Raw genomic sequence first — 22,257 nt, 5'->3', positions numbered from 1 at the left:
GAGCTCGGCGACCTCCTTGACGAGCTCGTACGGGGCGCGCAGCTCCTTGGCCGCGGCGAAGAGCTCGTTGTTGTCGTACCGCGCGGCCAGGGCGTGGACGTCCGGGCGGCGCAGGGCGTCGTCGCGGCGGCCCCCGGGAGCGCTCTGGAGGGGACCGGGGGCGACGGGCGGCACGGCGGCGGAACCGGCGTACCGGGCGGCCAGACCGGGGACACCGCGGCCCGCCGCGAGGGGGACCGGCTGCGTTTCGTCGGAGCGGCCACCCGCCGCATCGCGCGCGGCATCGACCTCGACGAGATCGTGCTCGGCCTGTGCCGGGCCACCGTGCCGACGTTCTCCGACGCCATCCTGGTGTACCTGCGCGACCCGCTCCCGGTGGGGGACGAGCGTCCCGTCGGACCGGTCGTTTTAAGGCTCCGGCGCACCGACCGGCTGCGGCCGATCGACGACCTCACGGACATCGGCGGCACGATCGGCGCGGGGACGGACCTCGCCGGGGCCGCGGGGGCCACCGGCGAGCTCGACTTCAGCCAGCTGCCGCTGCTGGGTTTGCAGGGTGACCTGCCGGCCGCCGAGCTGTGCGAGATCCGCCCCGGCGGGGCCCTCGCCGAGGTGCTGCGCGGCGTCCGGCCCGTCTTCGGGTCCTCCGCGGCCGCCAAGGCCGCGCTGCCCGAGCTGCTGGGCGTGGACCACCCGCTGCCGCGCGGCAACCGGGCCGTCCTCGCGCCGCTGCGCGGCCGCCGCCGCGTGATCGGCGCGGCCGTGTTCCTGCGCAGCCCGGAGCGGCCCGCGTTCGAGCAGAACGACCTCCTGGTCGCCGCCCAGCTCGCCACGCACACGGCGCTCGGCATCGACAAGGCGGTGCTGTACGGCCGCGAGGCGTACATCGCCGACGAGCTCCAGCGCACGATGCTGCCCGACAGCCTGCCCCAGCCCACCGGGGTACGGCTCGCCTCGCGCTACCTGCCGGCCGCCGAGACGGCCCGGGTCGGCGGCGACTGGTACGACGCCATACCGCTGCCCGGCAGCCGCGTCGCGCTGGTCGTCGGAGACGTCATGGGCCACTCCATGACCTCCGCCGCGATCATGGGGCAGCTGCGCACCACCGCCCAGACGCTGGCGCAGCTGGACCTGCCGCCGGCCGAGGTGCTGCACCACCTGGACGAGCAGGCCCAGCGGCTCGGCTCGGACCGGATGGCCACCTGCCTGTACGCGGTCTACGACCCCGTCTCGCACCGGATCACCATCGCCAACGCCGGCCACCCGCCGCCCGTACTGCTGCACCTGGGCGGCCGCGCCGAGGTGCTGCGGGTGCCGCCCGGCGCCCCGATCGGCGTAGGCGGCGTGGACTTCGAGGCCGTGGAGCTGGACGCCCCGGCCGGGGCCACCCTGCTGCTGTACACCGACGGCCTGGTGGAGTCGCGGCTGCGCGACGTGTGGACCGGCATCGAGCAGCTGCGGGAGCGGCTGGCGACGACCGCCCAGCTGACGGGGCTGGACCATCCGCCGCCGCTGGAGGCCCTCTGCGACGACGTGCTGGACATGCTCGGACCCGGAGACCGGGACGACGACATCGCGCTGCTCGCGGCCCGTTTCGAGGGGATCGCGCCCAGCGACGTCGCGTACTGGTTCCTGGACCCGGAGGAGACCGCTCCGGGCCGGGCCCGGCGGTTCGCCCGGCGGGCGCTGACGCGATGGGGCCTGGAGGAGCTGAGCGACTCGCTGGAGCTGCTGGTCAGCGAGGTGGTCACCAACGCCGTCCGGTACGCCGAGCGGCCCGTGACGCTGCGCCTGCTGCGGACGGACGTCCTGCGCTGCGAGGTCGGCGACGACTCCCCGCAGCTGCCGCGCCAGCGCCGGGCCCGGGACACCGACGAGGGCGGCCGCGGCCTGTTCCTGGTCAACCGGATGGCCCGCCGGTGGGGTGCCACGCGGCTGAGCAGCGGAAAGGTGGTCTGGTTCGAGCTCGCGTTGCCGGGAGCGCATGAGCGGCGTTGACTGGGCAGGCGAGGGGGGTAGCCCGGCGTTCGCCGTCGCCGGGAGTCGACACCGACCCCTACCGGAGGACGCTCGTGACCCAGGACGCGCAGAAGATCCCGTACACCACGAACAACGCCGGGATCCCGGTGGAGAGCGACGAGCACTCGCTCACCGTCAGCCCCGACGGCCCGATCCTGCTCCAGGACCACTACCTGATCGAGAAGATGGCCCAGTTCAACCGGGAACGGGTCCCCGAGCGGGTGGTCCATGCCAAGGGCGCGGGCGCGTACGGCGTCTTCCAGGTGACCAACGACGTCAGCCAGTTCACCAAGGCCGACCTCTTCCAGCCGGGCCGCAGGACCGAGATGCTGGCCCGCTTCTCGACCGTCGCGGGTGAGCAGGGTTCCCCGGACACCTGGCGTGACCCGCGCGGTTTCGCCCTGAAGTTCTACACCGAGCACGGCAACTACGACATGGTCGGCAACAACACCCCGGTCTTCTTCGTCCGGGACCCGATCAAGTTCCAGGACTTCATCCGCTCGCAGAAGCGGCGCCTGGACAACGGGCTGCGCGACCACGACATGCAGTGGGACTTCTGGACCCTGTCCCCCGAGTCCGCGCACCAGGTGACCCTCCTGATGGGTGACCGCGGCATCCCGAAGAACTACCGCACGATGGACGGCTTCAGCTCGCACACCTACCTGTGGGTGAACGCGGGCGGCGAGCGGTTCTGGGTGAAGTACCACTTCAAGACGGACCAGGGCAACGACTTCCTGACCCAGGAGGAAGCCGACCGGATCGCCGGCGAGGACCCCGACTACCACCGGCGGGACCTCTTCGACTCGATCGCGGGCGGGCAGGCCCCCACGTGGACGATGCACGTCCAGGTCATGCCGTTCGAGGACGCGCCCGACTACCGGTTCAACCCGTTCGACCTGACCAAGGTGTGGCCGCACGGCGACTACCCGCTGATCGAGGTCGGCCGGATGACGCTGGACAAGAATCCGGACGACTACTTCATCCACATCGAGCAGGCCGCCTTCGAGCCCTCGAACCTGGTGCCGGGCATCGGCCCGTCGCCGGACAAGATGCTGCTGGGCCGGCTGTTCTCGTACCCCGACACGCACCGCTACCGGATCGGGGCGAACTACGCCCAGCTCCCGCCGAACCGGGCGCGCTCGCTGGTCTCCTCGTACGCCAAGGACGGCGCCATGCGCTTCGAGGCCGCGGCCGTCGCCCGCCCGTACGCGCCGAACTCCTACGGCGGGCCGGCGGCGGACGTCGCCCGCTTCGGGGAGCCGGCGGGCTGGGCCTCGTCGGGCGAGATGGTCCGCGAGGCGTACGCGCTGCGCAGCCAGGACGACGACTGGGGCCAGCCCGGCACGCTGGTCCGCCAGGTCTTCGACGACGCGGCGCGCGAGCGGCTCGTGTCGAACGCCGCCGGGCACCTGAAGGACGGGGTGAGCGCCCCCGTGCTGGAGCGGGCCCTGCAGTACTGGCGCAACGTCGACAAGGGCGTCGGCGACCGGATCGCGGCCGCCGTCTCGGGCGGCTGACGCGCCGGACCGGCGCACCGCCCGCGGGAAACGACACCGCCCCGCAGCCGTGAAGGCTGCGGGGCGGTGTGCTGTCACCGTTCGGGGTTCTGCGGGAACAGCGGCGGGTCCGGGGGCTTGACCGTCGGATCGGGCGACTTGGTGGCGCTCTTCGTCGGATCGGGCGACTTGGTGGCGCTCTTCGTCGGGTCCGGCGACTTGGTGGCGCTCTTCGTCGGGGACGGGCTGCTCGCCGGCGGGCTGCTGCTGCTGCTGGGCGAGGGCGTGGGGGGCGGGGACGGGCTCGGCGTGGGCGACGGGGAGAAGCTTCGGGTCGGCGCCTGGACGGCACCCATCTCCGCCTCCGACAGGTCGAACTCGCCGGTCTTGGCGCCCTTGAGGGCGGCCAGCGTGTACGTCTTCCAGATCTCGGCGGGGAAGCTGGAGCCGCCCGCGCGGCCACCGCCGGCGGTGCCGGTCAGGGTGACCTGCTTGTGGGTGCCCGGTTCCTCACCGAACATCGCGACGACGGTGACGAGTTCCGGGGTGTAGCCGGTGAACCAGCCGGCCACGTTGGACTCGGTGGTGCCGGTCTTGCCGGCCGCCTCGTACGCGCTGCTGCGGACCTTGTTGCCGGAGCCGCCCTCGTCGTTGACCACACCGGTGAGCACCTTGGTGACGGTGTCGGCGGTCTCGCGGCTGACGGCCTGGCTGCCGACCGCCGGTTCGGGCTTGTACGCGCGGTCCTTGTGCTCGGCGGTCTTGATGATGGTCGGGGTGACCTTCTTGCCGTGGTTGTCGAGGGTGGCGTAGACGGCGGCCATCTCGACGGTGTTCGCGCTCATCGTGCCGAGCGCCATGGCCGGCTTGTCCTCGGGCCAGCCCTTGCGGTCCTGCATGCCGAGGGCGAGGGCCGTCTTCTTCACGTTGACGGGCTTCACGTCGACGATCATCTGCGCGTAGACGGAGTTCACCGAGTAGTTGGTGGCCTCCTGGACGGTGATCTCCTTGCCGTAGTCCTTGTCGTCCTGGTTCTGCGGGTTGAACGGGATCTTGCTGCCGACGACCGGGCGCTTGCTGGTGCCGTCGTAGAGGGCGTTCGGGGTGATCGGCTTGCCGGACTGGGTGGTGGCGCCGGTCTCCAGGGCGGAGGCCAGCACGACCGGCTTGAAGGTCGACCCCGGCTGGTAGTCCTCGCGCAGGGCGTTGCTGCGGTCCTTGTCCGCCAGGCCGGTGCCGCCGTACATCGCGACGATCGCTCCGGTCTTGGGGTCCACGGAGGTGGCGCCGGCCTGGACGCTCTGGTCCTGGGGGCGGTTCTTGGTGTCCTTGCGGTCGAGCTTGGACTCCAGCTCCTCCTGGACCGCCTTCTCCAGCGCTTCCTGCTTCTTCTTGTCGATGTTGAGGGTGATCTCCCAGCCGCCGGCCGCGATCTCGGCGTCGGTGATCTCCTGCCGGTTCAGCTCGGCCTCGGCGGCCTGGACCAGGTAGCCCTTCTGGCCGTCCATGCCCGGGGTGGGCCTGGGCTTGACGGGCTCCTGGAAGACCACGGTCTTGCGCTTGGCCTCGTCCAGCTTGCCCATCTCGACCATGTTGTCGAGGACGGCGTTGAAGCGGATCATGACCAGCTCCTTGCCGTTCGGACCGGCGGTCGCCCAGTCGTACTGGCTGGGGGCCTGGATGACGGCGGCGAGGTAGGCGCCCTGCTCCAGCGTCAGCTTGTCGGCGTCGACGCCGTAGTAGGCCTGGGCCGCGGCCTGGATGCCGTAGGCGTTGCGGCCGTAGAAGTTGGTGTTCAGGTAACCGGCGAGGATGTCGTTCTTCTCAAGCCGCTGGTCGACCTTGAGGGAGATCACGAGCTCCCGCAGCTTGCGCGTCGCCGACTGGTCCTGGGTCAGGTAGTAGTTCTTGACGTACTGCTGGGTGATCGTCGAGCCGCCGGCCTTGCCCTTGCCCGTGGCGGTGTTGAACAGGCCGCGGGCCAGGCCCATCACGTCGATGCCGCGGTCCTGGTAGAAGGACTTGTTCTCGATGGCGATGAACGCGGTCCGGACGTCTTCCGGGATCTTGTCGATCGGCACGATCGAGCGGTTCGTCTCGCCGACGCGGGCCATGACCGTCCCGTCGGCCCACTTGTAGGTGTTGCTCTGCTGGATGGCCAGCTTGTTCGGGTCGGAGGGCTCGTCCACCGAGAAGTAGAGGACGGTCAGGGCGGCCATCAGGAGCAGGATCCCCCCGAAGACCGTCCCGAGGACCGTCTTCCAGGTGAAGAACCGGCGTATGCCACTGCGCTTGCCGGCGCTCCCCTTGCCGGTGCTCCCGCTGCCGGTGCTCCCGCTGCCCTCGCCGCGTCCGCTCGGCGCGCGCCGCGCACCGCGCTGCTGCTGCGCCTTACGCACTTCTGCTCGGCCCATCGCTCCCGCTCCGCTCGATTACCCCCCCGACGTCAGCTCACGAAGCTAACACCGCAGGCTGTGACAAAGGATGGTCAACTTTGGTCAATACCGGCCAATTCGGACGTGAGAATCAGCACCCACCCCAGTGGAACCGACGCACACGGGACCCGAAGGGTTGCCGTACGACAGAAAAGTGATATCACTTTGATAGGCGGCCCACGGGGTGGCCATCAGGGGAAACGGGGCAAAGCATAATGAACACGACTGCCACACCGGAAGGCGTACGGGAGTTCACCGCGCACAGCATCAGCGGCGGACCGGCTCTGCTGCTGGGCCTGGCGGGCCTGATCGCGGGGCCGGGGCTGATCGTGGCCGGCGCCCTGGCGGCGGCCGCCGCCGTCAAGGCGGTGCTGATAGCGGGCGGCATCCTGCTCGTCCTCGCCTCGTTCATCGGGATGACCGGGCTGAACACGATCTCGCCGGGCCAGGCCCGCGTGGTCCAGCTGTTCGGCCGCTACCGGGGCACGATCCGCACGGACGGACTGCGCTGGGTCAACCCGTTCACCTCGCGCAGGATGATCTCCACGCGGGCCCGCAACCACGAGACGCCCGTCCTGAAGGTCAATGACGCGTACGGCAACCCGATCGAGCTCGCGGCGGTCGTGGTGTGGCGGGTCGAGGACACCGCGCGGGCCGTCTTCGAGGTGGAGGACTTCACCGAGTTCGTCGAGACCCAGACCGAGGCCGCCGTCCGGCACATCGCGATCGAGTACCCCTACGACGCCCACGACGAGGACGGCCTGTCGCTGCGCGGGAACGCCGAGGAGATCACCGAGAAGCTGGCGGTCGAGCTGCACGCCCGCGTGGAGGCGGCCGGCGTGCACATCATCGAGTCCCGCTTCACGCACCTCGCGTACGCCCCGGAGATCGCCTCCGCGATGCTCCAGCGCCAGCAGGCGGGCGCGGTCGTGGCGGCCCGCAAGCAGATCGTGGAAGGGGCGGTGGGCATGGTCGAACTGGCCCTGACCCGGCTGCAGGAGGAGGACATCGTGGAACTGGACACGGAGCGCAAGGCCGCCATGGTCTCCAACCTGATGGTGATCCTCTGCGGGGACCGCGCGGCCCAGCCCGTGATCAACACGGGCACCCTCTACCAGTGAACCCGCCCGGCAGCACGCCACCGCCGGCCGACGACCCGGGGCCGGAGCCCGGGCCGGGCACGTCCGGGCCCGGGCGGTCGTCCGCGGGCCGGCAGGCACGCAAGCAGGTGCTGCTGCGCCTCGACCCGCAGGTGTACGACGCGCTGGCCCGCTGGGCGGGCGACGAACTGCGCAGCGCGAACGCCCAGATCGAGTTCCTCCTGCGCCGCGCCCTCGCCGAGGCCGGCCGCCTCCCGCCGGGCCCGGGCCCCCTCCCCCGCCGCGGCCGGCCGCCGAAGTCCGGCTCCGGGCCGGCCGGCGGCTGAGGGGCGTACGTCCGGGGTGGCCGCGTCCGGGGATGCCTACGCACGCACCCCCGGACGCGCGCCGTTGCCCGGCGCCGAATCGTGACGCACCCACCTGACCTGCGATGAAGCGGCCTTTCCGGCCAGCTATACACCCCGCGTATACATCGGGGGTATACACCCCGTGTACAGTCCTCGCCATGTCCATCGGTCACACCTTGCTCGGCCTCCTGGAGGCCGGCCCGCGCCACGGCTACGACCTCAAGCGCGCCTTCGACGAGAAGTTCGGCCACGACCGCCCCCTCGCCTACGGGCAGGTCTACTCGACCATGTCCCGCCTCCTGAAGAGCGGCCTCGTCGAGGTCGACGGGATAGAGAGCGGCGGCGGTCCCGACCGCAAGCGGTACGCCATCACCGACGCCGGGGTCACCGACGTCGAGGCTTGGCTCGCCCAGCCCGAGAAGCCCGAGCCGTACCTCCACTCGACCCTCTACACCAAGGTCGTCCTCGCCCTGCTCACCGGCCGCGGCGCCGCCGGGCTCCTGGACACCCAGCGCGCGGAACACCTGCGTCTGATGCGCATCCTGACCCAGCGCAAGCGCAAGGGCGACCTCGCCGACCAGCTGGTCTGCGACCACGCCCTGTTCCACCTGGAAGCGGACCTGCGGTGGCTGGAACTCACCGCCGCCCGCCTCGACCAGCTCTCCCGGGAGGTACTCCGATGACCCCGGCCGGCTCGCTCCTCGCCGCCACGGACCTGCGCAAGGCGTACGGGGCCACCGCCGCGCTCGACGGCGCCGAGTTCTCCATCCACCCCGGCGAGGTCGTCGCCGTCATGGGCCCCTCGGGCTCGGGCAAGTCCACCCTGCTGCACTGCCTCGCCGGCATCGTCACGCCCGACTCCGGCTCCATCACGTACGCCGGCCACGAGCTGTCCGCCATGAGCGACGGCCGGCGCAGCGCCCTGCGCCGCAGCGAGTTCGGCTTCGTGTTCCAGTTCGGCCAGCTCGTACCGGAGCTCACCTGCGTCGAGAACGTCGCCCTCCCGCTCCGCCTGGCCGGCGTCAAGCGCAAGGAGGCCGAGGCCACCGCCCTGCACTGGATGGAGCGGCTCCAGGTCGAGGACCTCGGGGCCAAGCGCCCCGGCGAGGTCTCCGGCGGCCAGGGTCAGCGCGTCGCCGTGGCCCGCGCCCTGGTCACCCGGCCCCGGGTGATCTTCGCCGACGAGCCCACCGGCGCCCTGGACTCCCTCAACGGCGAGCTGGTCATGCAGCTGCTGACCGAGGCCGCCCGCTCCGCCAACGCCGCCGTCGTCCTCGTCACGCACGAGACCCGTGTGGCCGCCTACTCCGACCGCGAGATCGTCGTACGCGACGGCAAGTCCCGCGACATGGAGCGGATCGTATGAACACGCTCCGCACCTGGGCCCGCGACCTCGCCCTGGGCCTCCGCTTCGCGTTCGGCGGCGGCCGCGAGGGCTGGACCCGCACCACGCTCACCGGCACGGGCGTCGGCCTCGGCGTCGCCCTGCTCCTCCTCACCACCGCGCTGCCCGGGGCGCTCACCGCCCGCAACGAACGCGGCGACGCACGCTCCCCGCTGACCGCGTCCACCAACGACGGGCCCCGCGCCGGCACCCTGCTCCTCGCGAGCGGCAACACCACGTATCGCGGCAAGGACATCGACGGTTCCCTCGTCCTCGCCGACGGACCCGGGGCGCCGGTCCCGCCGGGCCTGGAGAAGGTCCCCGGCGCCGGCGAACTGGCCGTCTCCCCCGCCCTGGAGGAGCTGATGCGCTCCGCGGACGGCACACTGCTGCGCGAGCGCCTCGGCGGCCGGATCACCGAAGTCATCCGCGACACCGGCCTGGTCGGGCCGGGCGAACTCCTCTTCTACCTGGGCAGCGACAAGCTCGCGGAGGCCGGCCCGGCCGACCACCGCGTCCGGCGGGTCACCGCCTTCGGCACCACCGTGGAGGCGCAGCGGCTCGACCCGGTGCTGATGCTCCTGATCGTGCTGACCTTCGTCGCCCTGCTCATGCCGGTCGCCGTGTTCATCGCCGCCGCCGTCCGCTTCGGCGGGGAGCGGCGCGACCGCCGGCTCGCCGCGCTGCGGCTCGTGGGCGCCGACGGCCGCATGGTCCGCCGGATCGCCGGCGGCGAGGCGCTGGCGGGGTCGCTGCTCGGGCTGGTCCTCGGGGCCGGCTTCTTCCTGATCGGCCGCCGGCTGGTCGGCAACCTCACCATCGAGCAGCGCAGCGTCTTCCCGGCCGACCTCGACCCGACGCCGTGGCTGGCCGTGCTCGTCGCCGTCGCGGTGCCCGCCGCGGCCGTCGCCGTGACCCTGTTCGCCCTGCGCGGCGTCGTCATCGAGCCCCTCGGCGTGGTCCGGACCGCCACGGCGCGCAAGCGGCGCGTCTGGTGGCGGCTGCTGCTGCCCCTGGGCGGACTGGCCCTGCTCGCCCCGCTGACGGGCCGCGGCAACGACAACGGCTACTTCAACGAGTGGCAGGTCAGCGGCGGCGTCGTCCTGCTCCTGTTCGGGATCACCGCGCTGCTGCCCTGGCTGCTGGAGCGGTTCGTCCATCGGATGTCCGGCGGCCCGGTCTCCTGGCAGCTGGCCGTACGCCGCCTCCAGGTCGGCAGCGGCGCCGCCGCCCGCCTGGTCAACGGCATCGCGGTCGCCGTCGCCGGGGCCATCGCCCTGCAGATGCTGTTCGCCGGCGTCGAGGGCGACTACACGAAGGCCACCGGCGAGGACCCGGGACGGGCCTCGGTCTCCGTCCTGATGCACAGCGGCACCGAGTCCCGGGTGGACGCACTGGCCCGGGAGATCTCCGGTACCCGGGGCATCTCCAAGACCGTGCCCCTGACCACCTTCGAGGCCGCGTACCGGATCCCCGCGGCGGACCGGCGGATCCCGGTCACGGCCGGTACCTGCGAGGCGCTGCGCGAGGTGGCGGTGCTCGACTCCTGCCAGGACGGCGACACGTTCGTCCTGACCGGCTCCGCCTCACCGGACGCCGGCACGTACGGGGAGACGGCCAAGCCCGGCGACCTCCTCTACGCCGGCAACGTGATGGGCTACGAGGACGGCACGCCGGACGCGGAGAAGGCCGTCCGGTGGACCCTCCCGGCCGCCGCCCGCACCGTCGCCGGCCGCGAGGACCCCCTCGGCCAGCTGCGCACGGGCCTGCTGGTCACGCCGGCCGCGGCGCCGAAGGGCGTGAAGGTGGCCCAGTCCGCGCAGATCTTCGTCCAGCTCGACGACTCCGTGCCGGACGCCATGGACCGGGTCCGTACGGCCGCCTTCAAGGCGGACCCGTTCGCCACCGCGATGACCCTGAAGCCGACCCGGCAGGCCGGTCCGTTCTCCACCATCCGCGTCGGGCTGTTCTTCGGCGCGACCGGCGTGCTCGTCCTGATCGGCGCGAGCCTGCTGGTCTCGCAGCTGGAGCAGCTGCGCGAGCGCGGGAAACTGCTGTCCTCCCTCGTCGCGTTCGGCACCAAACGCTCCACCCTGAGCCTGTCGGTGCTGTGGCAGACGGCCCTGCCGATCGGGCTGGGCCTCGGCCTGGCGGCCGCGGTGGGCATCGGCCTCGGCTCGGTGCTGATGCGGATGGCGGGCCGGCCCGTCCGGATCGACTGGGCCTCGGTGGCGGGGATGACCGGCGTCGGCGCCGGTGTGGTCGCCCTGGTGACCCTGCTGAGCCTGCCGCCGCTGCTCCGCCTGATGCGCCCGGACGGCCTGCGGACGGAGTGAGCCCGTCAGACTGAACGGCGGCCGCCACGTCCCGTACGTGGTCGACTGGTTCGGCCGGTACGACACCCACTGATCCGCAGCCCGGCGGGCGGGGTCCGGGCCCCGGGCGCCCCGCCCCCGCGGTGTCAGCCGTCGGTGGGCCAGACGGGGAGCGGCCGTACGGCTTCGCGCAGGGCGGCGGCGATGGCCCGGAACTCCTCCTGCCGCGCGGTGCCGGTGCGCATGGCCAGCGCGATCCGCCGTGAGGGGGCGGGCTCGGCGAAGCAGCCGGTGGCCAGGTACTCGTTGCGTGCGGTCTCCAGCCGCAGCGCGGTCCGCGGCAACAGCGTCACGCCCAGTCCCCCGGCGACCAGCTGTACGAGCGTGGACAGTCCGGCCGCGGTGGTCGTGACGTCCGCGCCCGCCGTGCGTCCCGCCTCGCGGCAGATGTCCAGGGCCTGGTCGCGCAGGCAGTGCCCTTCGTCGAGCAACAGCAGCTGGAGTCCCCGCAGCTCCTCGCGCGGAATGTCCCGGCGCCCGGCCAGCGGGTGTTCCCGGGGCGCGAGGAGGACGAAGTCCTCGTCGAAGACCGGCAGTTCGGTGACCCCGGGCACCCCGAGCGGGACCGCCAGCAGCAGCAGGTCGAGGCGGCCGCCGGCCAGCCCCTCCAGCAGCGTGGCGGTCTGCTCCTCGTGCACCTGGAGGTCCATCCGCGGGTAGCGCCGGTGGAACAGCCCGAGCACGGTGGGCAGCAGGTACGGCGCGACCGTGGGGATCACCCCGAGCCGCAGCACCCCGGTGAAGGGGGCCCGTACGGCCTCCGCCTCCTCCAGCAGTCCGCCCACGGCGTCGAGCACGACGCGGGCGCGGGCGGCGATCCGCTCGCCGGCCGGGGAGAGCAGCACCTTGCGGGTGGTCCGCTCCAGCAGCTGCACCCCGAGGGTCTCCTCCAGCGCGGAGACGGACCCGGAGAGCGCGGGCTGGCTCATGCCGATGGCCGCGGCCGCGTCCCGGAAGTGCAGGTGCTCGGCGACCGCCGCGAAGGCGCGCAGCTGCGCCAGGGTCGGCTGTTTCACTCCCCTGTTACCGATAGCCACTGATAGGTACCTCCGATCACTCGACACAAGAGTAGCTATTTCCGTAATCAATGCAGCTGTGTCAGCATGTGAGATCAGTCCAACCCCCTGGGAAAGCCCCCAAAAGGGTCACTTCCCGATGCGCAAGGAGAGCACGTGCTCACTGTCGGCGACAAGTTCCCCACCTACGATCTGACCGCTTGCGTCTCGCTCGAGGCCGGCAGCGAGTTCGCCCAGATCGACCACAAGACCTATGAGGGCAAGTGGCGCGTGGTGTTCTTCTGGCCGAAGGACTTCACCTTCGTCTGCCCGACCGAGATCGCCGCCTTCGGCAAGCTGAACGAGGAGTTCCTCGACCGCGACGCCCAGGTCCTCGGCGTCTCCGGCGACTCCGAGTTCGTCCACCACGCCTGGCGCAAGGACCACGCCGACCTGCGTGACCTGCCCTTCCCGATGCTGGCCGACTCCAAGCACGAGCTCATGCAGGCGTGTGGCGTCCAGGGCGAGGACGGCTTCGCCCAGCGCGCCGTCTTCATCGTCGACCAGAACAACGAGATCCAGTTCACGATGGTGACCGCCGGTTCCGTGGGCCGTAACCCCAAGGAGGTCCTGCGGGTCCTCGACGCCCTGCAGACCGACGAGCTGTGCCCCTGCAACTGGAACAAGGGCGAGGGCACCCTCGACGCCGGCTCGCTGCTGGCCGGTGAGTGACGGATGTCCCTCGACGCCCTCAAGTCCGCCGTACCGGACTTCGCCAAGGACCTGAAGCTGAACCTCGGCTCGGTCATCGGCAACAGCGGCCTTCCCGCCCAGCAGCTGTGGGGCACGGTCCTGGCCTGCGCCATCGCCGCCCGCTCCCCGCAGGTCCTGCGTGAGCTGGAGCCGGAGGCGAAGGCGAACCTGTCGCCGGAGGCGTACACGGCCGCCAAGTCCGCCGCCGCGATCATGGCGATGAACAACGTCTTCTACCGCACCCGGCACCTGCTCTCCGACCCGGAGTACGGCACGCTGCGGGCGGGCCTGCGGATGAACGTCATCGGCAACCCGGGCGTGGAGAAGGTCGACTTCGAGCTGTGGTCGCTCGCCGTCTCCGCCATCAACGGCTGCGGCCAGTGCCTGGACTCGCACGAGCAGGTCCTGCGCAAGGCCGGCGTCGACCGCGAGACGGTCCAGGAGGCGTTCAAGATCGCCTCGGTGATCCAGGCCGTCGCGGTCACCCTCGACGGGGAGGCGGCACTGGCCGCCGCCACCGCCGAGTAGGTCCGCACCGCACGACGCGGTTTCGCACGACGCGGTTCCGCATCATGTAGCACCGCACGACGCGAGGGCCCCGCCGCCGTTCCCGGCAGCGGGGCCCTCCGCGTGCGTTGGCTCCCCGGCCGCCGTCAGCTCTTCAGCGCGGCCATCAGCGCCCGTACGTCCTCGATCACGGCCGCCTTGACCGCGTCCTCGTCCGGCGGGGTGCCGTCCTGCCCGGTCGACCACTCCACCGAGAGGGTGAACACGGCCCCGCCGTCCAGCACGTGGAGCTGCGGCCCCTGGTCCCCGACGGAGTCGGTGAGCAGGGCCCGCTCGCCGAGCCCGGCCACTTCCTCGTACCTCACGGCCCCGCGCCGCAGCTGCGGGGCGAGCCCCGGCCCCGAGGCGAACTCCGCCTCGGGGTCGGTCTTCCGGTGCAGCTCGACGAGGAGCTCGGCCCCGTAGACCACCTCCTCGGCGTCGGTGTCCATCGCGGAGGACGTGTAGGAGCAGTACGCCCAGTCGCCCTCGGGGCTCTCTCCCAGACTCGGTGACGCCGGTCCGAAAGCCCCCGCGACCCGCGTCAGGGCGGACAACGGCGCCTCCCGGCACAGGTCCTGGCTGTTGCGGTACGCCAGCGGCGGCGGCCCCTCGCCACCAGGGTCCTCCAGGCCCAGGACGGCGGCCCACACCGCTGAGGCGGCCACCGCCCCGCCCAGCGCCCACCACCAGGGCCGGCCCCGTACGGGGACGGCCCCGGCCGCCCCGGCCGCGCCCGGCCTGCGGCCGGCGTCGTCGTCCCACTCCCCGTCAATCTCCGGCTCCGATATCACCGGTCTCCCCCCGCGGTCGTCAGGTGCGCAGCGCCGCCATCAGCGCCCGCATGTCCTTGATCATCGCCGCCTCCAGGGCCTCCCGTTCGGGCCGCGCACCGCTCCTCGGCCCGCCGCCCTCAGCGCCCTCCCCGTCCTGCGGGGCGTCGGGGTCCGGCCCCGTGCGGATCCAGGTCAGCTGGAGGTTGAAGACGGCGCCCCCGTCGCGGACCTTCAGGTAGAGGTCGTCGGAGCCGTCTCGGCGTCCGGAGATCAGTGCCTGTTCCCCGAGGCCGCGCACCGGCTCCCAGCCCGCCTCCCCTTCCTGAGGGTCGAATATGAAGTCGTACCGGCCGGCGACCTCGAACTCGGCGGCCGGGTCGGTCTTCTTGTGGAGCTCGACTTCGGCCTGCAGGAAGTAGCCGTCCACATCGCCGGCGTCGCTGTCGGAGCGGGTGCACCACACCCAGTCGACGGCCTCGTGGCGGCTCACCCCGTGCGGGCCCGTCGAGCTCGGCCGGTCGGGCAGGAGCGGTTTCAGGGCGTCCGCCTCGAACCGCTCGCACAGGTTGTCCGGGACGCCGTAGCCGATGTCGGGCCGCGCCAGCCGCTCCCCGAAGGCGTAGAGGCCGACCCCCCACAGCACGGAGGTGGCCACCGCGGTCGCCGCGACCCACCGCCACGGCCGCCCGGGCCCCCGTTCGGGTGGCGGGTCCGGTTCCGCCGTCTCCGCCGGTCGCGCGGACTCCCATTCCCCGTCGAGCTCGGGCTCGCTGATCATTCCCCGCCCCCCCTTGTTCCTGCCTAGGCCCCGGCGTCCGCCGGGTCGTCCGGTTCCCGCTCCACGGCCGTCGCCCCGTGCGGCGCGGGCCCCACGGGCGCCGCGCCGGCCAGCTGCTGTTCGCGCGAGTACGCCCTCAGGTACCCGACCGCCGTGTTGGTGACGGCGACCAGCGGTACGGCGACCACGGCCCCGCCGATGCCCGCGATCAGCCCGCCGGCGGCGACCGAGAGCACCACCGCGAGGGGGTGTACCCGTACCGCGCGGCCGAGGATGAAGGGCTGGAGGACGTGGCCCTCGATCTGCTGCACCGCCAGGACCACGAGCAGGACCATGGCCGCGATGAACGGCCCCTGGGTCACCAGCGCCACGACCACCGCGAGGGCGCCGGAGATGACCGCGCCGACGAGCGGGATGAAGGCGAACAGGAAGATGAAGACGGCGAGCGGAACGGCCATCGTCACGTCGAGGAAGTACAGCCCGAGGCCGATGAAGATGGCGTCGATGAGCGCGACGAGGACGGTGCCGCGGACGTACGCGGTCAGCGTGCGCCAGGCGCGCGGGCCGGCGCCGGCCACACCGGGACGGGCCGGAGCGGGAACGAGGCCCAGCGCCCAGGTCCAGATCCGCTTGCCGTCGTAGAGCAGGAAGAGCGTCGAGAACATCGCGAGCAGCATGCCGGTCAGGACCTCGACGAGCACCGTCACGCCCTGGAGCCCGGCGGTGGTGATCTCCTCGGTGTTGGTTCCGATGGTCTCGCTGAGGTTCTTCGCGATGTCGTTGATCTGCTTCTCGGTCACGTGGAACGGACTGTCCAGTGCCCAGAGCTTGAGTTCGTTGATGCCGTCGCGGACCCGGTCGGAGAGGTCGTCGAGGTTGTCCATCACCTGCCAGACCACGAACCAGCCGACGAGCCCGATGACGACGAAGCCGAGGATCGCGGTGACGGCGGTGGCCAGGCCCCGGGGCAGGCCGAGGCGGCGCAGCCGGACCACGAAGGGCTGGAGCATCGCCGTGACGAGGAGGGCCGCGGCGAAGGCCAGGACGACCAGCCGGACTTCGCTGATCACCTTCATCAGCACCCAGAGCATCCCGGCGAGGAGCAGCAGCCGCCAGCTGACCTCGGCGGCGACGCGTACGCCCCACGGGACCACGGTCACCGGGTCGGGGCGTACGGGGGCGGACCGCGCGGCCGTCTCGTGCCCGGCGGGCCGGGGCGGGGCGGACGCCGCGGAGCGCGGCAGGTCACCCCGGGTCTCGGCCTCCACCTCGGCGCGCCGCTCGTCGAGCGCCGCCTCCATCCGGTTCAGCCTGTTGCCGAGCCGGCCGAGCCAGCCTGCCCACTTCGACATGTCGTTCCTCTCCCCGCCCACTGGTCACAGACGTCCGACCGTACACGCGGGAAGCCCCGCACCGTCGGACGGTGCGGGGCTCCCCGGGACTGGGCGGGGCTCGGTGGCCGCGCGCCTAGTACCAGCCGTTCGCCTGGTGGAAGGTCCAGGCCTGGCAGGGACCGCCGTAGCGGTCCTCCATGTAGTTCAGGCCCCACTTGATCTGCGTGGCGGGGTTGGTGCGCCAGTCGGCACCGGCCGAGGCCATCTTCGAGCCCGGGAGCGCCTGGACCAGACCGTAGGCGCCCGAGGACGAGTTGACGGCCTTGTAGTTCCAGGTGGATTCCTGGTTGATGATCTTCGAGAAGCACTGGAACTGGTTCGCCGGGACCATCTGCTGCGCGATGGCCTTGACCTGGGCGACCGTGTACGAGCTCTGCGGCGCGAAGTCGCCGGCGTCGCGGGCGGCGGAGCGGCTGGCGACCTGCTCCTTCTCCTCGCGTTCCTTCTTTTCCTTGGCCTCGGCGTCGGCCTTCGCCTTCGCCGCCTTGTCCGCCTCGGCCTTCTGCGCTTCCGCCTTCTTGGTCTTGGCGGTCTCGGCGGCCTGGATCCGCGCCGATTCCTCGGCCGAGCGCTTGGCGTCGGTGTCGGCGGCGTGGACGATGGCGTCGGCCTGCTGCGTCAGGGACGCGCTCTGGACCTGTGCCTGGTCGCCGACCGGGATGTCTGTGAGGAGAGTCGCGCCCGACGCGGTCGTCTCGAGATCGTTCGTGGTGGCGTCGCCTGCGGCGACACCCACGACTGCGCCCACGGTGGTGACCGCGGTGGCCGAAGCCACTGCGAACCCCCGGACCGAGATCCGACTCACATGATGTCCTTCCAGCAGCGTCCGCAGGACCGGGCGGGCGCAAGAGTGCCCCTCGACACTGGCCTCCGTGGTGCATCGGTCGCTGGAGACGCTGGCCCGTGGGCAACTCCCCAGCGGGGGCTGCCATGTGAATCCGGGCGGCATACGGCGTCGGATGTGGAGTTGTGGTGCTGCGCGTACCTCACGGGAGATACAGGTGTGCCGTATGCGGGGCCTGACGGAAACCAGACTCTGCCGGACCGCGGCGGCGCAGGGCAATTCTCCACTGCGTGGGAAAGGTCACACCTGGTATGGCGCCGTTGTTTTGGCCAAAGGGCTGTGCAGCGCGACGCCGCCCGGCTAGGCTCATCGGCCTTTGCCGGACGGCGCCAACTCGCCTTCCCGCTATGGGGTTTTTGACCCTTCTCGTCGCCCTCCGGAGGTCAGAGGGTCTCGAGCATCTCGGTGACCAGCGCGGCGATCGGGGACCGCTCGGAACGAGTCAGCGTGATGTGCGCGAAGAGCGGATGCCCCTTCAGCTTCTCGACCACGGCGACCACTCCGTCGTACCGGCCGACCCTGAGGTTGTCCCGCTGGGCCACGTCGTGGGTCAGAACCACCCGCGAATTGGCCCCGATCCGGGACAGGACGGTCAGCAGGACGTTGCGCTCCAGCGACTGCGCCTCGTCCACGATCACGAACGCGTCGTGCAGCGAGCGGCCGCGGATGTGCGTGAGCGGCAGGACCTCCAGCATCCCCCGGTTCAGCACCTCCTCGATGACCTCGCGCCCGGCCACGGCCGAGAGGGTGTCGAAGACCGCCTGGGCCCAGGGGCTCATCTTCTCGGACGCGTCCCCGGGCAGGTAGCCGAGCTCCTGCCCGCCGACCGCGTACAGCGGCCGGAAGACCATCACCTTCTGATGCTGCCTCCGTTCCAGCACGGCTTCCAGGCCCGCGCACAGCGCCAGTGCCGACTTGCCGGTGCCGGCCCGGCCGCCCATCGAGAGGATCCCGATCTCCGGGTCGAGGAGGAGGTCGAGCGCGATCCGCTGCTCGGCGCTGCGGCCGTGCAGCCCGAAGGCCTCGCGGTCGCCCCGTACGAGCTTCACGTTCCCGTCCGCCGTGACGCGGCCCAGCGCCTTGCCGCGCTCGGACTGGAGGACCAGCCCGGTGTGCACGGGCAGTTCCGCCGCCTCGGGGACGTAGAGCCGCTCCTCCGAGAAGAGGAGGTCCACCTGCTCCCCGGACAGGGCGAGCTCGCTCATCCCCGTCCAGCCGGCATCGGTGATCGCGAGCTCCGCGCGGTACTCCTCGGCGATCAGCCCCACCGAGGAGGCTTTGATGCGCAGCGGGAGATCCTTCGACACGACCGTGACGTCGAACCCCTCGGCCTGGAGGTTGCGGGCGACGGCGAGGATCCGCGAGTCGTTGTCCCCCAACCGGAAGCCGGCGGGCAGGACGCTCGGGTCGGAGTGGTTGAGCTCGACACGCAGGGTGCCGCCCAGATCGCCCAGCGGGATGGGTGCGTCGAGACGTCCGTACCGGACCCGGAAGTCGTCGAGCAGGCGCAGGGCCTGGCGCGCGAAGTAGCCGAGTTCGGGATGGTGCCTCTTTGCCTCCAGCTCGGTGATCACCACGATCGGGAGCACGACCTCGTGCTCGTCGAAGCGGGAGATCGCGTTGGGGTCTGCCAGCAGGACGCTGGTGTCGAGGACATAGGTGCGCCTGTCGGGCAGGCGGCGCTTCGTGCTGGTCACCACGGAAGGACGTACCCCCTCGGAAGAGGTCGGGCCATGAAGACCGGACCGGTCATCGGCACCCATGCCAGGGCCGATTTCCGGCCCTCCCGTCCGACCGTGCGAACCGCACGCGCGTCCTGGTGCAAAGGGCCTCCCGGGCGGACGACCCCATGCCGTCCGCTGAGACTCGACACCCGTGGATCGGGCATCGACCTGACAGGGATATTCCCCGAACAAGCCAGGCCATGCCATGGCATATGACGGACGCTCGGTGAATCCCTGGTGAAGGCTTCGCGGGAAAGGCGTGTCGGGGCCGGGAATGCGCCGAGGGGGTGTCGGCCATCCCGGTGACGTCAGGTCCCGTACCGCCGGTGACGGGCGGCGTAGTCGCGCAGGGCCCGGAGGAAGTCGACCTTGCGGAAGGCCGGCCAGAAGACCTCGCAGAAGTAGTACTCCGAATGCGCGCTCTGCCAGAGCATGAATCCGGACAGCCGCTGCTCGCCGCTGGTGCGGATCACGAGGTCCGGGTCGGGCTGGCCGCGCGTGTAGAGGTGCTCGGCGATGTGGTCGATGTCCAGGATCTCGGCGAGCTGCTCGAAGGAGGTGCCCTTCTGCGCGTGCTCCAGGAGCAGCGAGCGGACCGCGTCGGCGATCTCCTGGCGGCCTCCGTAGCCGACGGCGACGTTGACCGTTATGCCGTGGACGTCGTGGGTGGCCTGCTCGGCTTCCTTGAGGACCGTCTGGGTCTGCCCGGGCAGGATGTCCAGGTTGCCGACGTGGTGGACGCGCCAGCGGCCGTCCGCCGCGAGGCCCCGCACGGTGTTCTCGATGATGTTGAGCAGGGGGCGGAGCTCGACCTCCGGCCGGTCCAGGTTGTCCGTGGAGAGCATCCACAGGGTGACGACCTCGACGTCCGTCTCCGTGCACCAGCCGAGCATCTCCGAGATCTTGTCGGCTCCGGCCTGGTGGCCCTGCTCCGTCGTGCCTCCGGACGCCTTCGCCCAGCGCCTGTTCCCGTCCAGGATGACGCCGATGTGCTTGGGCGCCGCGTCATGGTCGAGTCGGCCTTCCACCCGGCGTGCGTAGAGCCTGTACACCAGGTCGCGCAGCTTCACGATCTTCCAGCCCCTCCGTGCAATGCCCCCGTGCGAATTGCGGTCCCCCGAGTGCGCCACATTACTGCGAGGTGGGGAGGGGTACCCAACTCGGTCTGTCACAACTCCGTGATAGGGAGGACAACGTGACTGATACCAATCCCTATCGGGCAGAGCCCTCTCGCTACGACTCCATGGAGTACCGGCGCACCGGCCACAGCGGCCTCAAGCTCCCCGCGATCTCCCTCGGCCTCTGGCACAACTTCGGTGACGACAAGTCCCTGGAGTCCCAGCGGGCGATCCTGCGCCGGGCCTTCGACCTCGGCGTCACCCACTTCGACCTGGCGAACAACTACGGTCCGCCGCCCGGCTCGGCCGAGCTGAACTTCGGCAAGATCTTCGCGCAGGACTTCGCGTCCCTGCGCGAGGAGCTGGTGCTGTCGACCAAGGCCGGCTACCTGATGCACGCCGGTCCGTACGGCGAGTGGGGCAGCCGCAAGTACCTGCTCGGCTCCCTCGACGCCTCGCTGAAGCGGATGGGCGTCGACTACGTGGACGTCTTCTACTCGCACCGCTTCGACCCGCATACCCCTCTCGAGGAGACCATGGGCGCCCTGGCGTCCGCGGTCCGGCAGGGCAAGGCGCTGTACGTCGGCGTCTCCTCCTACACCGCCGAGCAGACGGCCGAGGCGGCCCGGATCCTGCGCGACATGGGCGTGCGGCCGCTGATCCACCAGCCCTCGTACTCCATGATCAACCGCTGGACGGAGGAGGACGGCCTGCTGGACACCCTGGAGCGGGCCGGCATGGGCTGCATCTCCTTCGCGCCGCTCGCGCAGGGGCTGCTGACCGGCACGTACCTGAAGGACATCCCGGAGGGCTCGCGGGCCACGCAGGGCAAGTCCCTGAGCCCGGACCTGCTCTCCGACGACGTGGTGCGCCGGCTCAACGGGCTGAACGACATCGCGGCGCGACGCGGCCAGTCGCTGGCGCAGCTGGCGCTGACGTGGGTGCTCCGCGACGCGCGCATGACCTCGGCCCTGATCGGGGCGTCGAGCGTGCGGCAGCTGGAGGAGAACGTGGCCGCGCTGGCCGGGGCCCCGCTCTCGGACGCGGAGCTGAAGGAGATCGATTCCTTCGCGGTGTCCACCCCCGGCGCCAACATCTGGGCCCAGCGCGGCTGACCTGCGTTTTCGCCGGTGGCCGGGCCCCGGGGCGCGGAGAACGAAAAACGGGCCGGTCCGTGGGGGGGATACGGACCGGCCCGAGGGGGGGGTTCCACCATAACCCTTCGTAAAGCGTGATGCGTGCATCACCGCGCCACGATTACGCTCCGAAACCACCCAGCAGCAATCCGCTGAGAGCGCCGGCCGCCATGAAGGGCCCGAAGGCGAAACCCTGCTTGCGGGTCGCGGAGCCCCGCAGGACAAGGGCCAGGCCGTACAGGGCCCCGTAGAGGAAGCCAAGGAAGGCCCCGGCGACCCATACCCCCCACCCGTACCACCCAAGAGCGACCCCCAGGGAGAGCGCCAGCTTGACGTCGCCGAAGCCCATGCCGGCGGGGTTGATCAGGAAGAGGACGAGGTACGCCCCTGCGAGCGCGGCCCCGCCGAGCAGCGCGAGCCGCCAGGAGCCCGCGGCGCCGGGCAGCGCCGCGGCCGCCCCGAGCAGGGCCGCGGCGGCGGCGGCGAGCGGCAGGGTCAGGACGTCGGGCAGCCGGTGCACGGCCCGGTCGACCAGGGCGAGCAGGAGGACGGCGGGCGCGAGCCCGACGAACGCCCACGCCTCGGGCCGCCACCCGACGGCGGCCCCCACCGCCCCGCACACGGCCCCGCCCAGCACCCCGAGCGCGATCCCCCGCCGTCCGTACCGGTGCGGTACGGCGACCCCGGCCCCGGCTCCGGACGGGACGCCGGCTCCCGGCCCGGGCGGGGTGGGCCCCGCGGGCACCCCCGCCGGCTCTCCGGCCCGGCGGCGGCGCGGGGCACAGCGGGCCGGGCCGAGCCACCCGGCCAGCGGGTGCCCCTCCGGACAGCGGTCGCGCCAGGGCTCCCCCGGCGCGACGGACAGCCGGTACGCGGCGCGCGGCAGCAGCAGCCCGGCGAACAGCCCGTACGCGGCGGCAAGCACGATCACGACCACACCCATCACCTTCACCGCCGTCTCCCCGATGATCGCGATCGGCCTCGGGGCGGGAGGCGGCACCGCCGCGCTCCTGGTCATCTACGGCGCGGTCATCACC

At 71.7% G+C, this 22,257-nt stretch carries 19 protein-coding genes; 10 read left to right on the top strand and 9 right to left on the bottom strand.

The features are described 5' to 3' along the window. Positions 1-93: 93 nt before the first annotated feature. Both ABT106_RS23505 and ABT106_RS23500 read left to right on the top strand, forming a co-directional pair. Positions 94-1,998 (top strand): SpoIIE family protein phosphatase, encoded by a 1,905-nt coding sequence (locus ABT106_RS23505; protein ID WP_351280608.1) that lies wholly within the window; start codon positions 94-96, stop codon positions 1,996-1,998. Between the two features lie 74 nt (positions 1,999-2,072). Beyond that, positions 2,073-3,536, top strand: a complete 1,464-nt coding sequence (locus ABT106_RS23500) for a catalase (RefSeq protein ID WP_351280605.1) — start codon at positions 2,073-2,075, stop codon at positions 3,534-3,536. Between the two features lie 74 nt (positions 3,537-3,610). Here the strand turns inward: ABT106_RS23500 and ABT106_RS23495 are convergent, their stop codons facing one another. Further along, positions 3,611-5,929 carry a transglycosylase domain-containing protein gene (locus ABT106_RS23495; RefSeq protein ID WP_351280603.1) on the bottom strand — a complete coding sequence of 773 codons (2,319 nt, stop codon included), beginning with the start codon at positions 5,927-5,929 and terminating at the stop codon, positions 3,611-3,613. A 236-nt stretch (positions 5,930-6,165) separates the two neighbouring features. Between ABT106_RS23495 and ABT106_RS23490 the strand changes: the two genes are divergently transcribed. The 5 genes from ABT106_RS23490 (at position 6,166) to ABT106_RS23470 (ending at position 11,117) form a co-directional block, all read left to right on the top strand. Next, positions 6,166-7,071, top strand: a complete 906-nt coding sequence (locus ABT106_RS23490; RefSeq protein WP_351280600.1) for an SPFH domain-containing protein — start codon at positions 6,166-6,168, stop codon at positions 7,069-7,071. Continuing rightward, on the top strand, positions 7,068-7,376 hold the full coding sequence (locus ABT106_RS23485; RefSeq protein ID WP_351280597.1) for a type II toxin-antitoxin system antitoxin: 309 nt from the start codon (positions 7,068-7,070) through the stop codon (positions 7,374-7,376). Before ABT106_RS23490 ends, ABT106_RS23485 begins: the two co-directional genes overlap by 4 nt. A gap of 179 nt (positions 7,377-7,555) precedes the next feature. Next, positions 7,556-8,080 (top strand): PadR family transcriptional regulator, encoded by a 525-nt coding sequence (locus ABT106_RS23480; RefSeq protein WP_351280595.1) that lies wholly within the window; start codon positions 7,556-7,558, stop codon positions 8,078-8,080. Beyond that, positions 8,077-8,763: an ABC transporter ATP-binding protein gene (locus ABT106_RS23475; RefSeq protein WP_351280592.1), complete on the top strand. Its 687-nt coding sequence runs from the start codon at positions 8,077-8,079 to the stop codon at positions 8,761-8,763. The genes ABT106_RS23480 and ABT106_RS23475 overlap by 4 nt, the downstream gene beginning before the upstream one ends. Further along, positions 8,760-11,117 (top strand): ABC transporter permease, encoded by a 2,358-nt coding sequence (locus ABT106_RS23470; protein WP_351280590.1) that lies wholly within the window; start codon positions 8,760-8,762, stop codon positions 11,115-11,117. The genes ABT106_RS23475 and ABT106_RS23470 overlap by 4 nt, the downstream gene beginning before the upstream one ends. Positions 11,118-11,242: 125 nt before the next feature. Here the strand turns inward: ABT106_RS23470 and ABT106_RS23465 are convergent, their stop codons facing one another. Continuing rightward, positions 11,243-12,193, bottom strand: a complete 951-nt coding sequence (locus tag ABT106_RS23465; RefSeq protein WP_351280587.1) for a hydrogen peroxide-inducible genes activator — start codon at positions 12,191-12,193, stop codon at positions 11,243-11,245. 135 nt (positions 12,194-12,328) lie between these two features. Here ABT106_RS23465 and ABT106_RS23460 point away from each other — a divergent pair, with 135 nt between their 5' ends. Next, the gene (locus ABT106_RS23460) at positions 12,329-12,883 is read left to right on the top strand and encodes a peroxiredoxin (protein WP_267718255.1); all 555 of its coding nucleotides are present in this window, start codon (positions 12,329-12,331) and stop codon (positions 12,881-12,883) included. A 3-nt stretch (positions 12,884-12,886) separates the two neighbouring features. Beyond that, positions 12,887-13,432, top strand: a complete 546-nt coding sequence (locus ABT106_RS23455; RefSeq protein WP_351280584.1) for an alkyl hydroperoxide reductase — start codon at positions 12,887-12,889, stop codon at positions 13,430-13,432. Between the two features lie 125 nt (positions 13,433-13,557). Here ABT106_RS23455 and ABT106_RS23450 read toward each other — a convergent pair whose 3' ends face one another. The 6 genes from ABT106_RS23450 to ABT106_RS23425 all read right to left on the bottom strand — a co-directional run bounded on the left by ABT106_RS23450 (position 13,558) and on the right by ABT106_RS23425 (position 20,036). Further along, a complete protein-coding gene (locus tag ABT106_RS23450; protein ID WP_351280582.1) occupies positions 13,558-14,244 on the bottom strand; it encodes a hypothetical protein in 687 nt (228 codons plus the stop codon). Between the two features lie 19 nt (positions 14,245-14,263). Next, on the bottom strand, positions 14,264-15,004 hold the full coding sequence (locus ABT106_RS23445) for a hypothetical protein (RefSeq protein ID WP_351280580.1): 741 nt from the start codon (positions 15,002-15,004) through the stop codon (positions 14,264-14,266). Positions 15,005-15,027: 23 nt separating this feature from the next. After that, entirely contained in the window at positions 15,028-16,356 is a 1,329-nt protein-coding gene (locus ABT106_RS23440) for an AI-2E family transporter (protein ID WP_351280577.1), read from the bottom strand. Between the two features lie 115 nt (positions 16,357-16,471). Then, entirely contained in the window at positions 16,472-17,203 is a 732-nt protein-coding gene (locus ABT106_RS23435; protein WP_351280574.1) for an aggregation-promoting factor C-terminal-like domain-containing protein, read from the bottom strand. Positions 17,204-17,625: 422 nt separating this feature from the next. After that, positions 17,626-18,942, bottom strand: coding sequence for an RNA 5'-3' helicase PhoH2 (phoH2, locus tag ABT106_RS23430; protein ID WP_351280572.1), 1,317 nt, complete (start codon positions 18,940-18,942; stop codon positions 17,626-17,628). Between the two features lie 332 nt (positions 18,943-19,274). Continuing rightward, complete coding sequence (locus ABT106_RS23425) at positions 19,275-20,036, bottom strand: isoprenyl transferase (protein ID WP_351280569.1); 762 nt, start codon at positions 20,034-20,036, stop codon at positions 19,275-19,277. A gap of 125 nt (positions 20,037-20,161) precedes the next feature. On the opposite strand from ABT106_RS23425, the gene mgrA reads away from it, so the two are divergent. Next, positions 20,162-21,199 carry an L-glyceraldehyde 3-phosphate reductase gene (gene mgrA / locus ABT106_RS23420; RefSeq protein WP_351280566.1) on the top strand — a complete coding sequence of 346 codons (1,038 nt, stop codon included), beginning with the start codon at positions 20,162-20,164 and terminating at the stop codon, positions 21,197-21,199. Positions 21,200-21,341: 142 nt separating this feature from the next. On the opposite strand, the gene ABT106_RS23415 is transcribed toward mgrA, so the two are convergent. Then, entirely contained in the window at positions 21,342-22,163 is an 822-nt protein-coding gene (locus ABT106_RS23415) for a prepilin peptidase (protein ID WP_351280611.1), read from the bottom strand. Positions 22,164-22,257 lie beyond the last annotated feature (94 nt).

The sequence above is a fragment of the Streptomyces sp. NPDC002044 genome (assembly GCF_040296725.1).
GTDB lineage: Bacteria > Actinomycetota > Actinomycetes > Streptomycetales > Streptomycetaceae > Streptomyces > Streptomyces antarcticus.
This window is presented reverse-complemented; position numbering and strand designations above follow the sequence as displayed.